11 protein-coding genes are annotated in these 13,952 nt (G+C 71.3%); 5 read left to right on the top strand and 6 right to left on the bottom strand.

Going from position 1 to position 13,952, the window contains the following annotated elements; all coding sequences use genetic code 11:
- Positions 1-9: 9 nt before the first annotated feature.
- On the bottom strand, positions 10-1,071 hold the full coding sequence (lpxD, locus tag EJV46_RS09390; protein ID WP_131548354.1) for a UDP-3-O-(3-hydroxymyristoyl)glucosamine N-acyltransferase: 1,062 nt from the start codon (positions 1,069-1,071) through the stop codon (positions 10-12).
- A gap of 155 nt (positions 1,072-1,226) precedes the next feature.
- On the opposite strand from lpxD, the gene EJV46_RS09385 reads away from it, so the two are divergent.
- The 4 genes from EJV46_RS09385 (at position 1,227) to EJV46_RS09370 (ending at position 6,732) form a co-directional block, all read left to right on the top strand.
- The gene (locus EJV46_RS09385; protein ID WP_131548353.1) at positions 1,227-2,174 is read left to right on the top strand and encodes a Ku protein; all 948 of its coding nucleotides are present in this window, start codon (positions 1,227-1,229) and stop codon (positions 2,172-2,174) included.
- Positions 2,175-2,177: 3 nt separating this feature from the next.
- A complete protein-coding gene (gene ligD, locus EJV46_RS09380; RefSeq protein ID WP_131548352.1) occupies positions 2,178-4,757 on the top strand; it encodes a DNA ligase D in 2,580 nt (859 codons plus the stop codon).
- Between the two features lie 95 nt (positions 4,758-4,852).
- A complete protein-coding gene (locus EJV46_RS09375; protein WP_131548351.1) occupies positions 4,853-5,032 on the top strand; it encodes a hypothetical protein in 180 nt (59 codons plus the stop codon).
- A 104-nt stretch (positions 5,033-5,136) separates the two neighbouring features.
- On the top strand, positions 5,137-6,732 hold the full coding sequence (locus EJV46_RS09370) for a lipopolysaccharide assembly protein LapB (RefSeq protein WP_131548350.1): 1,596 nt from the start codon (positions 5,137-5,139) through the stop codon (positions 6,730-6,732).
- 46 nt (positions 6,733-6,778) lie between these two features.
- Here the strand turns inward: EJV46_RS09370 and feoB are convergent, their stop codons facing one another.
- The 5 genes from feoB to EJV46_RS09345 all read right to left on the bottom strand — a co-directional run bounded on the left by feoB (position 6,779) and on the right by EJV46_RS09345 (position 12,818).
- A complete protein-coding gene (feoB, locus tag EJV46_RS09365) occupies positions 6,779-8,674 on the bottom strand; it encodes a ferrous iron transport protein B (RefSeq protein ID WP_206020756.1) in 1,896 nt (631 codons plus the stop codon).
- On the bottom strand, positions 8,671-8,940 hold the full coding sequence (locus EJV46_RS09360) for a FeoA family protein (RefSeq protein WP_131548349.1): 270 nt from the start codon (positions 8,938-8,940) through the stop codon (positions 8,671-8,673). The genes feoB and EJV46_RS09360 overlap by 4 nt, the downstream gene beginning before the upstream one ends.
- Before the next feature lie 76 nt (positions 8,941-9,016).
- Positions 9,017-9,511 carry a ferritin-like domain-containing protein gene (locus EJV46_RS09355; RefSeq protein ID WP_165585443.1) on the bottom strand — a complete coding sequence of 165 codons (495 nt, stop codon included), beginning with the start codon at positions 9,509-9,511 and terminating at the stop codon, positions 9,017-9,019.
- 109 nt (positions 9,512-9,620) lie between these two features.
- The gene (locus tag EJV46_RS09350; protein ID WP_240782486.1) at positions 9,621-10,511 is read right to left on the bottom strand and encodes a hypothetical protein; all 891 of its coding nucleotides are present in this window, start codon (positions 10,509-10,511) and stop codon (positions 9,621-9,623) included.
- Positions 10,512-10,694: 183 nt separating this feature from the next.
- Positions 10,695-12,818 (bottom strand): AsmA family protein, encoded by a 2,124-nt coding sequence (locus EJV46_RS09345; RefSeq protein ID WP_165585442.1) that lies wholly within the window; start codon positions 12,816-12,818, stop codon positions 10,695-10,697.
- 119 nt (positions 12,819-12,937) lie between these two features.
- Here EJV46_RS09345 and EJV46_RS09340 point away from each other — a divergent pair, with 119 nt between their 5' ends.
- Complete coding sequence (locus EJV46_RS09340; protein WP_131548732.1) at positions 12,938-13,897, top strand: SDR family oxidoreductase; 960 nt, start codon at positions 12,938-12,940, stop codon at positions 13,895-13,897.
- Positions 13,898-13,952: the final 55 nt, after the last annotated feature.

Here is a 13,952-nt window from a genome sequence, read left to right as displayed (position 1 = left end):
GCCCTTGCGTCAGCCGCGCTTGCCGACCAGGCGCTTCAGCGTCGCCACCTGCCGGAAGAACATCGAGGCCGGCTGCGCCGGGCTGCCCAGCAGCCGCGCCTGCGCCGGCACGTCCGCGATGACGCCCGATTGCGCGCCGATCTGCGCGCCGGTGCCGATGGTGAGGTGCCCCGCGATCCCGACCTGACCGCCGATCTGGACGAAATCCTCCACGGTGGTCGAGCCCGAGATGCCGACCTGCGCCACGACCACGCAGTGGCGGCCGAGCTCCACGTTATGACCGATCTGGACGAGGTTATCGACCCGCGTGCCCGCCCCGATGATCGTGTCGCGCGAGGAGCCGCGGTCCACGGTGCTGTTCGCGCCGATCTCGACATCGTCCTCGATGATGACCTGGCCCAGATGCGGGATGCTCAGGAAGCCCTTCGCCGTCTTGGCGAAGCTGAATCCCTCCTGCCCGATGCGCGCGCCCGGGCAGATGTAGACCCGTGCGCCGATGCGGGCATGGCTGATGCTGGCCTGCGCGCCCACCCGGCAGTCCGGGCCGAGGGTGACGCCGTCGCCCAGCACCGCGCCGGCGGCGATGCGGCAGTGCGCGCCGATCTCCGCATGGGCGCCGACCGAGACGAAGGCGCCGATCAGTGCCGTCGGATGGATCGTCGCCGTTGGATCGACGGCGGCCATGGGGTGGATACCGCATTCGCGCAGAGGCAGCGGATGGAAGAGCGCGGCGACGCGTGCCCAGGCGCCGTAGACCGAGGTGGTCAGGATCGGCACCACACCCTTCGGGACATGATCGGCGAGGTCCGGATGGACGAGCACTGCGCCGGCATGGGTGTGCTCCAGCGCCGGAAGATAACGGCGGTTGTCGAGGAAGCTGACCTGGTCGTGACGCGCCGAATGCAGTGCGGCGACGCCGCTGAGCATCAACTCCTGCTCGGGGGCCGAGCCCTCGGCCGCCGCCACCACGGAGGCCAGGGAATGCGGACCCGAACGCGCGAAAAAGCGCGGGTCTCCGAGGTTACAAGTCACTTTGAAGCCTTCGCTGCCGTGCGGCGCCCAGTGTGGCATGCCCGGAACCCGGCGGCGAGCGACCCGTTCCACCGCTTCGCCGCGGCCGGAAATCCCGGCGGCGATCTGCCGGCCATGACGGCCCCGGCCTGGTCTCCGCGGGGCGCAACCCGGCCTCCGGTCTGGCGTTCCGCCTCGGTTAGGAGATCCGAGTCATGGCACAGAGGCCCACCTGGGAGGGTCACCTGCGACTGTCTCTCGTAGCCTGCCCCGTGTCGCTCTATCCGGCGACGAGCTATGCGAGCGACATCCACTTCCACCTGATCAACCCCGAGACCGGGAACCGAATCCGGCAGATCGTCGTGGATCCGGAGGCCGGCGAGGTGGAGCGGAAGAACCTCGTGAAAGGCTATGAATACGAGAAGGATCAGTACGTCCTCCTGACCCAGGAGGAGATCAAGTCGGTCCGGCTGGAAAGCACGCGCACGATCGACATCGAGCGCTTCGTGGACCAGAAGGAGATCGACCGGATCTGGTGGGACTCGCCCTACTACCTCGTCCCCGACGGCAAGGCCGGCCTGGACGCCTTCACGGTGATCCGCTCCGCCATGGAGGAGGCCGGCAAGGTCGCGCTGGCCCGTGTCGTGATGGGCACCCGGGAGCGCGTGGTGGCCATCGAGCCGCGAGGCCGGGGCATGCTGCTGACCACGCTGCGCAGCCACGACGAGATCCGCGACGAGAGCGCCGTCTTCGACGACATCCCGAGCGCCAAGCCGGCCAAGGGGATGATCGACATCGCCGACAAGATCATCGAGCAGCAGGTCGGCCCCTTCGACCCATCCCAGTTCAACGACCGCTACGAGGACGCGCTGCGCGCGCTCATCGAGAGCAAGAAGGGCGGCGACGATGGCGGCGTGACGGCGCCGCCGCCGCGCAGCGACAACGTCATCGACCTCATGGAGGCGCTGCGGAAGAGCCTGGAGCAGGGCGGCAAGCCGGCGAACGACGAGCGCAGGCCGGCCGCTAAGGCGGCGCCGGCCAAGCGTGGGGCCTCGAAGCCGCCAGCCTCGAAGCCGCCAGCCTCGAAGCCCGCGGCCAAAAAGGCCCCGGCCAAGGCGCCGCCGAAGAAGGCCGCGTCCCCCAAGCGTCGGCGGGCCGGCTAGGCCATGGCCGCCGCGCCCAACAAGCTGGAGGCCTATCGCGCCAAGCGCGATTTCTCCCGCTCGCCGGAGCCGCAGGGCGGCACGGCGACGGGGCAGCGCCTCGCCTTCGTCATCCAGAAGCACGATGCGACCCGGCTGCATTACGACTTCCGGCTGGAATGGGAGGGCGTGCTGAAGTCCTGGGCGGTGACGCGCGGGCCCTCGATGGACCCGGCCGACAAGCGCTTGGCGGTGGAGGTGGAGGACCACCCGCTCGACTACGGCAGCTTCGAGGGCATCATTCCCGCGCCCGGCTACGGCGCCGGCACGGTCATGCTGTGGGACCGCGGCTTCTGGGCGCCGCTGGACCCTGAGAATGTCGGGAGCGATCTCGCCAGGGGCGAGATGAAGTTCGTCGTCGCCGGGGAGCGGCTGAAGGGCGGCTTCGTGCTCATCCGGCTCAAGCCGCGCCCGGGGGAGAAGTCGAAGCGCAACAACTGGCTTCTCATCAAGGAGAAGGACAGCATGGCGACGCCGGGGGAGGGGGACGCGGTGCTGAAGGTCGAGAAGTCCGTGAAGACGGGCCGCACCATGGCGCAGATCGCCAAGGGCGCCGCCGCCAAGGACGAGGTCTGGCACAGCGACAGGAAGGAGCCCGAGACGGCGAGGGCCGCCAAGGCCCGGCCAGCGGCCAAGGCCCGGCCGGCGAAGAAGGAATCGGCGCCGAGGCCGCCCGGGGAGCCCGCCTCCCCCATGCCGGACTTCATTGCGCCGCAGCTCTGTCAGCTCGTCTCGACCCCGCCCGTGGGCAAGGACTGGGTGCACGAGATGAAGCTGGACGGCTACCGGCTGCAGATCCGCGTGGAGAAGGGCAGGGCGATCGTTCGCACGCGCACCGGCCTGGACTGGACGGCCCGCTTTCCAGCCATCGCGAAGGAGGCGGCCTCGCTGCCCGACGGCATCCTCGACGGCGAGGCCGTTGCGCTCGACGAGGAAGGGCACACCAGCTTCGGCCTGCTGCAAGCCGTGCTCGCCGGCGAGCGGAAGGCGCCGCTCACCTTCTTCGCGTTCGACCTGCTGCACGACGGCGTCGCCGATCGGCGACGCGAGCCGCTGCTCATGCGCAAGGAGGCGCTGAAGGGCCGCATCCCGGCCGAGGGACAGGTGATCCGCTATCTTGACCACTTTTCCCAGCCGGGCGAGGCGGTGCTGAGCCAGGCCTGCCGCCTGCACATGGAGGGCATCGTCTCCAAGCGCGCCGACGCGCCCTATGCCTCCGGGCGCGGGGCGATCTGGACCAAGGCGAAGTGCCGCGGTCGGGACGAGTTCCTCATCGGCGGCTGGTCGTTGGAGAAGCGCGGCCAGGGCAAGGGCCTGGGATCTCTGTTGATGGGCGCGATGCGCGACGGCAAGCTCGCCTATATGGGCCGGGTCGGCACCGGCTTCTCCGGCGACATGGGTGCGATGCTCATGAAGAAGCTGGAGCCGCTGCGCCGCAAGACCTCGCCCTTCGTGGGCGCCCAGCCGGCGCGCAAGAGCGACGCCATCTGGGCCGAGCCGCGACTGGTCGCCGAGATCGCCTATGGCGGCCTCACCGAGGAGGGCATCCTGCGCCATGCGAGCTTCCAGGGCCTGCGCGAGGACAAGCCGGCCGAAGAGGTGACGCCGCCGCCGCCCGCCGCGCCGCCGCCCAAGGTGGTGAAGCGCGCGACGCCCAAGCTGGCGCTCACCCATCCCGAGAAGGTGATCTGGCCGGCGACGGACACGACGCCCGCCGTCACCAAGGGCGATCTGGGCGCCTATTACGAGCAATTCGCGGATCGCATCCTGGCCGAGGTGGCCGGGCGGCCCATCTCGCTGCTGCGCGCGCCGGACGGCATCGGCCATGAGCTCTTCTTCCAGCGTCACGCCATGCGCGGCCAGTCTCCGCTGGTCCGCGAGGTGCCCGTGGAAGGCCAGCCCAAGCCCTATATGCGCATCGACGACGCGGCGGGGCTCGCCGCGCTGGCGCAGGTCTCGACCGTGGAGATCCATCCCTGGGGCGCCAGGGCCGACCGGCCGGAGACACCGGACCGCCTCATCTTCGACCTCGATCCCGCGCCCGAGCTCGGCTTCGACGCGGTGGTGAAGGGCGGGCTGGAGCTGCGCGAGCGGCTGAAGGCCTATGGCCTCGCCGCCTTCCCGCGGGTCACCGGCGGCAAGGGCCTGCACCTGGTGGTGCCGCTCGAGGTGCCGAAGCGGGGCGCCGCGCCGGACTGGCCGCAGGCCAAGCAATTCGCGCGGCTCGTCTGCATGCTCCTCGAGCGCGACGAGCCGAAGCTCTACACCACCACCATGGCGAAGAAGGCGCGCACGGGCCGCATCTTCCTGGACTATCTGCGCAATGACCGGCTCTCCACGGCCATCGCCAACTGGTCGCCGCGCGGCCGGCCGGGAGCGCCCGTCGCGCATCCCGTCCGATGGTCCGACGTGAAGCCGGGGCTGGATCCGGCGAAGCTGCGCATCCCGGCGCTGCTCGACGCGCCGCTGCCCAAGGACCCCTGGACGGATTTCGCGACCTCCGCCGGCTCGCTGCGCGAGGCCATGGAGAAGGCCACGAGATAGCCGGGCGCCGTCCACAAAACAGCACGCTTCCCGACACCATTTCCCGGGGCTCCTGAGCGAAATTCCCTCCCGACCTGCATCTCGGGAGGACGGCGATGAAGCTCTACACCTCATGGTTCGTCTTCGCCGGCGCGCCCAGGGCGATGCACCGCTATTTCGAGCGCCGCCGGGCGACCAGCCTGGCGCGACTGGCCGCCGTAACGCGCGAGCTGCGCGATGCCATGCAGCCGCGCGCCGCGTCTGGAGAAGCTTACGCCCGCATCCGGATTTCTTGACGGCCGTTCATCCTCCTCCGTAAAGCTCGGTCGTTCACGAGGGGCCCAAGCCGGGCAGCCTGTGTTGCCCGTGATGGCGCCTCCCGCCAGGGAGAGGCCATGTCATGCGCCGCGCATTTCTCGCGAGGCTAGCCCTCGCCACGGGACTCGGACTCGTCGCCCTGCCGGCCCATGGCCAGACAGGCGGCAGCCCTGCGCCGCACCGCGTGCTCGGCACGGTGAGCTTCCCGGTGACCTGCAGCCCCGCCGCGCAGGCCGAGTTCAACCACGGCATGCTGCTGCAGCACTCCTTCTGGTACCAGGTCGCCGGCCAGTCCTTCCGGCAGGTGCGGCAGCAGGATCCCGGCTGCACCATGTCCCTTTGGGGCGAGGCGCTGACGCTCCTCACCAACCCCTACAGCCCGCCCTCGCCGGAGAATCTCCGCCAGGGCAAGGCCCTGCTCGACGAAGCGATGCGCCTCGGCGCCCGCAGCCCGCGCGAGGCGGCCTACATCGAGGCGCTCGCGCTGGTCTTCGCGGGCGACAACCCGCCGGGCCACCGCGCCCGGCTCGCGGCCTATCGCGATGCGATGGGCCGTCTGCACGAGCGCTTCCCGGAGGACAAGGAGGGGATGATCCTCTACGCGCTGCTGCTCGGCGTGGCCTCGGCGCCGAATGACCGCAGCTATGCGGACCCGCTGCGCGGCGCCGCGATGCTGGAGCGCGAGCTGGTGAACCAGCCCGAGCATCCCGGCATCGTCCACTACCTGATCCACCTCTACGACTATCCGGCGCTGGCCAGTCGCGGCATCCGGGCCGCCGAGCGCTACGGCTCGCTGGCGGCCGACGCCCCGCATGCGCTGCATATGCCGTCCCACATCTACACGCGGGTGGGCCGCTGGGAGGATTCGGTCGAGAGCAACAGCCGCGCGGCGGAGCTGGCGCTGCGCAACCGAGAGCCCGACGACACGCTGCACGCCTACGACTACATGGTCTATGCCCATCTCCAGACCGGCCGCGACGAGGCGGCGCGCGAGGCCATGCAGCGGGCCGTCTCGGCGCGCTTCGACGGCCCGACGCGCAACGCCTATGCCTTTGCGATGGCGGCGATCCCCGCGCGCTTCGCGCTGGAGCGCGGGGCCTGGGCCGACGCCGCCGCGCTCCAGCCGCGCCCCGAGCCGAACTTCCTCTACACCGAGGCGCTGACCCACTTCGCGCGTGCGATCGGGCTCGCCCGCGCCGGCCAGCCGGCCGAGGCGGCGCCCGACATCGCGGCGCTCACCCGCATCAGCCAGTCGCTGGAGGGCCGCGACGCCTATTGGTCCGAGCAGGTGGCCATCCAGCGCGACGCCGCCGCGGGGCTGCAGGCGTTCATGGCCGGCCGGCGCGAGGAAGGGCTTGCCGGCCTGCGCGCCGCGGCCGAACGCGAGGGCCGCACCGACAAGCACGTCGTCACGCCCGGGCCGCTCGCCCCGGCGCGCGAGCTCTATGCCGAGGCGCTGCTGGATGCCGGCCAGGCGGCCGCCGCGCTGGCGGAGTTCGAGGCGGTGCAGCGGTCCGAGCCGCGCCGCTTCCGCGCCATCGCCGGCGCGGCCCGGGCGGCCGAGGCAGCGGGCCGGCCGGACCAGGCGCGGCAGCATCACGCGGCGCTTCTGGACGTGGCGGGGAGCGGCGCGGGCCGGGCGGAGGTGGCGGCCGCCAGAGCCTATCTGGGGCGGTAGGGCGAGGAGACCCCGGGGCCGTTCCTCCGGAACTTCGGCGCCTCGACTATCCTGCGCCCAGGAAGCTCGCCGTCTGGAAGGTCACGAAGGCGGCCGCATAGGCCAGGACCAGCATGTAGCCGAAGGTGAACCACATCCATTTCGCGCTGGCGGTCTCGCGCCGGATCACCGCCAGCGTCGCGGCGCATTGCGGGGCGAAGACGTACCAGGCGAGGAAGGCCAGCGCCGTCGCCAGCGACCATTTCCCGGCCAGGGCAGTCCCCAGCTCCGCGGAATCGTCCTCCGCGGCCTCGATCGCATAGACGGTGCCGAGCGCCGCCACGGCCACCTCGCGCGCCGCCATGCCCGGGATCAGCGCCACGCCGATCTGCCAGTTGAAGCCGATGGGCCGCAGCACGGGCTCCACCGCATGGCCGATGGAATAGGCGAAGCTGTATTCGATCTCCGGCTGCGTCGCGCCCTCGGGCGGCCGGGGCACGGAGGTGAGGAACCAGATCACCATGGTCATCGCCAGGATGATGGTGCCCGCGCGGTAGAGGAAAGCGCGCGCCCGCTGCCAGAGGCTGATCGCCACGTCCCGCACGCGCGGCCATTTGTAGTCCGGCAGCTCCAGCATGAAGGGATCGCCCCGCACGTCGCGCCAGAGCAACCGGCGGAAGACGAAGGACATGCCCAGCGCGCTGACGATACCGATGGCATAGAGGCCGAACATCACCAGCCCCTGGAGGCCGACCCAGCCCCACACGGTTTCATCCGGGATGAAGGCGGCGATGATCAGCGTATAGACCGGGATGCGTGCCGAGCAGGTCATCAGCGGCGCCACCAGGATGGTCGCCAGCCGGTCGCGCCGGTTGTCGATCACCCGCGTGGCCATGATGCCGGGAATGGCGCAGGCGAAGCTCGACAGCAGCGGGATGAAGGCGCGGCCATGCAGCCCGGCGCCGCCCATGATGCGGTCCATCAGGAAGGCCGCGCGGGCCATGTAGCCGAAATCCTCCAGCAGGAGGATGAAGAGAAAGAGGATCAGGATCTGTGGCAGGAAGACCAGCACGCCGCCGACGCCGGCGATCAGCCCGTCCTGCAGGAAGCTGCGCAGCAGGCCGAGGCCGCCCTCCGTGGGAAGCGTCGCGCCGACGGCGTCGCCGAGCAGGCCGAAGCCGCCGTCGATCAGTTCCATGGCCGGCTCCGCCCAGGCGAAGACGGCCTGGAACATCAGGAACAGCACCGCGAGCAGGACCAGGATTCCGGCCACCGGATGGAGCACCACCGCATCCAGCCGCCGCGTCAGCGCATCGCGCCGGTCCGGCACGCGGACGGCGGCGGCGACGATGCGGTCGGCCTCGCGCTGGAGGGCGCGCAGCCCGGCGGCGTCCGGCGCCGTCCAGGCGGAGGAGGGTGGGGCGGCCGCGCGGATCTCCCGCCCGTCGATCTCCGCCAGCAGGGCCTCCGTGCCGCCGCGCCGCACCGCGACGGAGGTGACCACGGGGATCCCCAGCTCGGCGGAGAGCCGCTCCAGGTCGATCTCGATTCCGCGATGCCGGGCGATGTCGATCATGTTGAGCGAGAGCAGCAGCGGCACCCCCGTGCGCTTCAGCTCCAGCACCAGCCGCAGCCCCAGCCGCAGGTTGGTGGCGTCGGCCACGCAGACCAGCACGTCCGGCCGCGCCTCGCCTTGGCACAGGCCCAGCACGACGTCGCGCGTGATGGCCTCGTCCAGGCTGCGGGCGCGCAACGAATAGGTGCCGGGCAGGTCCGTCAGCCGGAGCTGCCGGCCGCCAGGCGTGGCCAGCCGGCCCGTCTTCCGCTCCACCGTGACGCCCGGGTAGTTCGCCGCCCTCTGGTGGCTGCCGGTGAGCGCGTTGAACAGCGCGGTCTTGCCGCAGTTCGGATTGCCCACCAGGGCGACGGCCAGGTCGCGCGGCGGGTGGGACATGTCGTTCATGAAAGCGGCTCGACCAGGATGGCGGCCGCCTCGCGCCGGCGTAGCGCGATGGTGGCGGATTGCAGCCGGACCGCGATGGGATCGCCGCCGAACAGGCCCTCGTGCAGGATCTCGACCAGGGCGCCTTCGACGAAGCCCAGCTCGATCAGCCGCCGCTCCAGCTCCTCGGGCGGCAGGCGGCCGGATTCGGGCGGGCGGAGGCCGAGGATGCGTCCGCGGAAGCCGCGCGGCGCGGCGCCCAGGTCGGCGGATATGGAAGGCGACATGCGGAACCCGGTTCGAGACCCCGCCTTGTAGATGCGATTGCCATTCGTTTGCAATTCGCCCGCCGCTGGCGGACGGCTAAGCCGCCGCGCGGGCCTCCCGGTTGACCGTGAGCGCGGCGAGGCGGGCGAGCGTGCGGTCGGCGGCGCGCCCCTCCTCCAGCGATTTCCGCAGCAGGGCGGCGATCTCCTGCCGCTCCATCGCCTCGGCCCAGGCCAGCAGCGTGCCATAGCACGACATCTGGTGGTGCGCGGCCGCCTGCCCGAAGGCGACGAGCCTCGCATCATGGACCGCGCCCGGCTTCGAGCCCGCCTCCAGCAACTCGTCGCAGTCCTGGAGAAGGCCGAGGATGGTGTCGGAAGTTTCCGCCCGGACGCGGCGCCCGATCAGCCGGAACACTTCGCCGAGCCGCGCAAGCCGTCGGCTAGCGTCATCGCGCTGACGGCCGAAGGCGTCACGGAGATCCGTGTTCCGGGCCGCGAGCGCCATGCGCGGCAGGACCTTCTCGAACTGCCGCTCGGCAAAGGTGATCTCCCGGAGGAGAGCCAGGAACAGGTCGTCCAGGGAGGTCATCGGGTTTCCCGCGAATCGCGAGGAGAACGGCATCGCGGCACCCGGGTTTCGAGTCGGCGCAAGAAAGCGCCGGCGGAGAACCGCCGGCGCTTCCCGTTCGCGATGGCCCTCAGTGCGGGTCGTCGCGGAGATGGCCGCCATAGGCCGCGCCGGCCGCCGCCACGAAGGCGCCGATCAGCATGGACAGGGCGGTGAAGAGCGCGAGCTTGGCCGCGGCCTTGCGCGCCTCGTCGGCGGCCTCGCGCGCCCGCTGCGCCGCCTCGCGGGCCTTGTTGAAGGCCTGGTCCACCCGAGTCCGCGCATCCTCCACTGAGACGTTGGTGCGCGCGGCCACGAGCTGGGCCAGGTAGTCGCGGTCGCCGGCGGGCAGCTGACCCGTGGTGATCGCGTTGCCGATGATGGTCGTCACCTCCTGCGCCGCCTGCTCGTTGCTCTCGCCGTTCGGATTGGGAACGCCGGGCTGCGAGGAGCGGAACAGGGTGTCGGTGTCGTATTCGGAGAGCGGGCCGGCCGCGCTGGCCGCGACCTGCGCCGCGCCCTGGCCGACCGCGCCGGCGACCTGGCCCGCGGTGCCGATCGCGCCGGTGATGGCAGAGGTCAGCAGGCCCACGGTGATGATCGTGCCCAGGGCCCAGGCGAGCAGGCCGTGTGCCGTGTCGCGGAAGAAGACCTCGTCGCGATGGACCGAGATCCAGCGGGTGCGCAGCCGGCCGGCGACGTAACCGCCCAGCCCCGAGGCGACCCACTGGACGATGATGAGCCAAACCACCGTCATCAGCCCGAGCGTCGTGGCGGAGACGCCTTCGTCATGCCAGGGCGAGATGGACGAGAAGCCGAGGCCCGTGCCCACCGCGATCAGGATGAGGGAGGCCGCGCAGGCGACGACGGCGCCCGCGATGATGGCCGCCCAGGAGACGGCTGACGCCTCCGTGGCCGCATGGTCGGCCAGCACGGCGGTGCCGGGGCGGACATGCGGCGGGTCGTAGGTGCTGCCCGACATGGCGTCAGCGCCAGATCAGGGCGAGCAGGATGATGATCGGAATGGGAATCCCAATAAGCCAGAGAAGAATGCCGCGGCCCATGACTGCCTCCTGTTGTGTGACGTGGTGTTCGGGCAAACGGCGTGGACCCGCAGGGGGTTGCATGGTGTCGCGTTCGTTCTGCGCGCTGTGGCTCCGGTGCCTCAGCGGCGGCGCTGCGGCTGGCCGCGTTGCTCCCGGGTGCGGCCGGCCTGGGACACGAGATTCCGGCATCGCGGGTCGTCACCGATGCCGAACTGGATCGTGGGCAGGATGGCCAGCGGCACGGCGACGAAGCCCAGCGCGGCCGCGAGGCCGCCCCTTATGCCGAGTTCCGTGAGGTCCGGCGCCACGGAGGGGTCGGCGAAGCTGCCGGTGATGTGGAAGGAGGTGGGCAGGGCGGCGATCGTCAGGCTCTTGGAATCCGTGTTCAGCCGCATGTCGATCCGCTCCTGCGCCAGGCTGACATTCCCCGTGCCGGTGATCAGCACGTCCTCGGTGTCGAGCAGGATGGCGCGCGAGCTCAGTACGCCCCGCTGCAGCCCCAGATCGGCCACGAAGCACTCGATCCTGGTGCGGTTCGGTAGGCCGAGGGCGGAGAAGATCGCATTGCCCAGCCGCAGCCCCGCGAGGTCGACCAGCAGGGCGGAAACCTCGCCTCCCGCCATGGTGAGCGTCACGCCGCCATTACCGCGCGCCAGCAGTTCGGCGAGCGACTTGCCGCTGCCCGTGATCTGCGCGCGGCCGCCCAGCGTGCCGGCGCCCTGCCCGGCTCCGGTCACGCCGAGCAGGCGGGAGATGTCGATGCGCTGGAACGAGACCTGCGTCTCGGTGCGCAGCCCGCCATCCTCCTGCGGGGTGAGGCTGGACTGGGCCTCGATGCGGCCTGCGCCCACGCCGAAGCGCAGCGGATGGATCTGGATGACGCCGTCGACGATGTCCATTTTCACGTGGAGGTTGTCGAGCGGCATGCTGCGACCCTCGATGCGCTGGCCGTCGTAGACGAGATGGATATTGGCGGCGCGGATTCGCGGCAGGCTGAGCGGCGCATCGGGCAGCGTCCGGCCCGGGCGCGCGTTGCTCTGGCCGGGCTGCGGGTCGCCGCCGATGAAGCCGGCGAGGTCGTTGAGATCCACCCGGCGGGAGCGGAGATTGGCGGTGATGTCCGGCCGCGGTCGCGTGCTTTCGGGCCGGCGGTCGGCCGGGACGGTGCTCTGCGCGGTGTTCCGGCGGTTGGGCGCGGGCCCCGGAGGCGGAGCCTGGGTGGCGGCGGCGCGCGGCTCCGGCGGCGGCGCCTGGTTCCGGGCGCCGCGCTGCGGCTGGGCGGCGCCGGCGGCCGGCGCCAGCGGGACTTCCGTTGCCGGGCGCGCGGCGTCCGGGGCGATGATGATCTCCCCGCCCAGGTCCGTGCGGCCGACCGTGCCCTGCATCTCGCGGAAACGGATGCGGCCCTCCTCGAAGTCGAGGCGACCGGCGACGCGATAGGCTGGCGTGGTCGGGATCGGCACGCCGGTCAGCGGCATCAGCAGCTTCATGTCCGGCCCTGCCAGGGTCAGCCGCAGGTCGGCGCCGCGCAGGGCCAGCGGCTCCTGCACCGTGCCCTCCAGCGTCACCCGGGTCGGGCCGTTGGCCAGCTGCAGGCGGACCGGCCAGGGGCGGGCGGCGTCCTGCAGGGCGAGCAGCGCGCCGCCGACCAGCTCGCCCGTGATGGGCTGCGCCGCGTAGGTGCCCTCGGCGCGAAGGGTGACGGTGGGGTCCTGGCCCTCCGGCTCCTGCGTCGCGATCTGCAGGTTGAAATCGGCCTCCAGCGCCTCCAGCGCGACGTGGGAGCGGCCCTCGACGATGCTGACCCGACGGATCAGCGGGCCGCCGCCGCCGCCGGATTCGCCGGAGCCGCCGGCCAGGGCCTCGAAGGTGTAGTTGTTCGCGCCATCCTCCTTGCCCAGCAGCTCGAGCGCCGGCTGGTGCAGCGCCACGGAAGGCACGACCAGCCGCTGCTCGCGGAGGAGCGGCCAGGCCTCGACCGAGATCACCGCGCGCGGGACCAGGGCGAAGGGCGGGTCGGCCGGGAAGCCGTCAGGGTTGGCGATGCGCAGATCGGTCAGCGTGATCTCCGGCACCCGCCCGAGCCGGACATGCAGATGCGCCACGGTCACCGGCCGGCCCAGCGCCGCCGAGGCGCGCGATTCCACGATGGGGATCAGCCAGTCCCAGCGGAAGAGCAGGACCAGCAGCAGGAGGGGAAGGGTGATGCCGAGCAACCATCGCAAGGCCCGGGGAATGCGCATCGCGGACGTCCTCTGGCGTTCCCGGGGTAACCCGCCGACAGCGGCGCGGGTTGCGTGCGGGCGCCATGCAACATCGGGGCGCGCAGGTCGTTCTCTCCGGCAACCAGGAGGGCTCCGCCATGAACGTCACCGCCCGTCAGCGCGCCGTGCAGCAGCAGGTGCAGGAAGCCGACAAGGCCCGCCCCAAGGAAGAGATGAAGGGCGCCATGCAGGCCGGCGCCCGCCGCTATCCCGAGCCGCCCTTCCCGGATCAGCTCCTGGAGAAGCCCGGCATCGAATCCGAGCAGGAACTCGCGCCCCTTTACGACGCGCCCTACTGGAAGGGCTCGGGCAAGCTGGAGGGAAAGAAGGCGATCGTCACCGGCGGCGATTCCGGAATCGGCCGCGCCGTCGCGGTGCTCTTCGCCCGCGAGGGCGCGGATGTGGCGATCCTCCACCTCGACGAGGAGCAGGTGGACGCCGACGTGACGCGCGCGGCGGTGGAGCTGGAGGGGCGCCGCGGCCTGACCGTCGCCGGCGACGTGAGCGACCGCCGCTTCTGCGACGAGGCCGTCGCCCAGGTCGTGAAGGAATTCGGCACGGTGGACGTGCTCGTGAACAACGCCGCCTTCCAGCTGCATGTCAGCCGCTTCGAGGATCTGACCGAGGAGCATTTCGACCTCACGCTCAAGACCAACCTCTACGGCTATTTCCACATGGCGCAGGCCTGCCTGCCGCACATGAAGCCCGGCTCGGCCATCGTGAACACGGGCTCGGTGACGGGCATGTTCGGCAGCGCCTCGATCGTGGACTATTCCATGACCAAGGGCGGCATCCATGCCTTCACGCGGGCGCTCTCGGGCGCGCTGCTGCCGCGCGGCATCCGCGTGAACGCGGTGGCGCCGGGGCCGGTCTGGACGCCGCTCAACCCCAGCGACGACAAGGAGAAGGCGAAGAAGTTCGGCGAGGGCACGCCGATGAAACGCCCCGCCCAGCCCGAGGAGCTGGCGCCGGCCTATGTCTTCCTCGCCTCCCCGCAGATGTCGAGCTTCATCACGGGCGAGGTGCTGCCGGTCATCGGGGGCTATTCCAGCGCCTGACGGAAACCCCGTCCGCCCTGGCCGGTTCTCGCGGCAGGGATTCCTTCGGAGGACC

Source organism: Roseococcus sp. SYP-B2431 (genome assembly GCF_004336745.1).
In the GTDB taxonomy this organism is placed as follows: Bacteria; Pseudomonadota; Alphaproteobacteria; order Acetobacterales; family Acetobacteraceae; genus Roseococcus.
The sequence above is the reverse complement of the archived record's forward strand: the minus strand, read 5'-3'. Positions and strand labels throughout refer to the sequence as shown.

Bases quoted from the DNA above. Each gene is read 5' to 3' on its own strand.
- EJV46_RS09360 (WP_131548349.1), bottom strand. From the start codon at position 8,940: ATGTCGCCTTCCATATCCGCCGACCTGGGCGCCGCGCCGCGCGGCTTC.
- EJV46_RS09375 (WP_131548351.1), top strand. From the start codon at position 4,853: ATGAAGCTCTACACCTCATGGTTCGTCTTCGCCGGCGCGCCCAGGGCG.
- EJV46_RS09345 (WP_165585442.1), bottom strand. From the start codon at position 12,818: ATGCGCATTCCCCGGGCCTTGCGATGGTTGCTCGGCATCACCCTTCCC.
- EJV46_RS09340 (WP_131548732.1), top strand. From the start codon at position 12,938: ATGAACGTCACCGCCCGTCAGCGCGCCGTGCAGCAGCAGGTGCAGGAA.
- feoB (WP_206020756.1), bottom strand. From the start codon at position 8,674: ATGAACGACATGTCCCACCCGCCGCGCGACCTGGCCGTCGCCCTGGTG.
- EJV46_RS09355 (WP_165585443.1), bottom strand. From the start codon at position 9,511: ATGACCTCCCTGGACGACCTGTTCCTGGCTCTCCTCCGGGAGATCACC.
- lpxD (WP_131548354.1), bottom strand. From the start codon at position 1,071: ATGCCACACTGGGCGCCGCACGGCAGCGAAGGCTTCAAAGTGACTTGT.
- EJV46_RS09385 (WP_131548353.1), top strand. From the start codon at position 1,227: ATGGCACAGAGGCCCACCTGGGAGGGTCACCTGCGACTGTCTCTCGTA.
- EJV46_RS09370 (WP_131548350.1), top strand. From the start codon at position 5,137: ATGCGCCGCGCATTTCTCGCGAGGCTAGCCCTCGCCACGGGACTCGGA.
- ligD (WP_131548352.1), top strand. From the start codon at position 2,178: ATGGCCGCCGCGCCCAACAAGCTGGAGGCCTATCGCGCCAAGCGCGAT.
- EJV46_RS09350 (WP_240782486.1), bottom strand. From the start codon at position 10,511: ATGTCGGGCAGCACCTACGACCCGCCGCATGTCCGCCCCGGCACCGCC.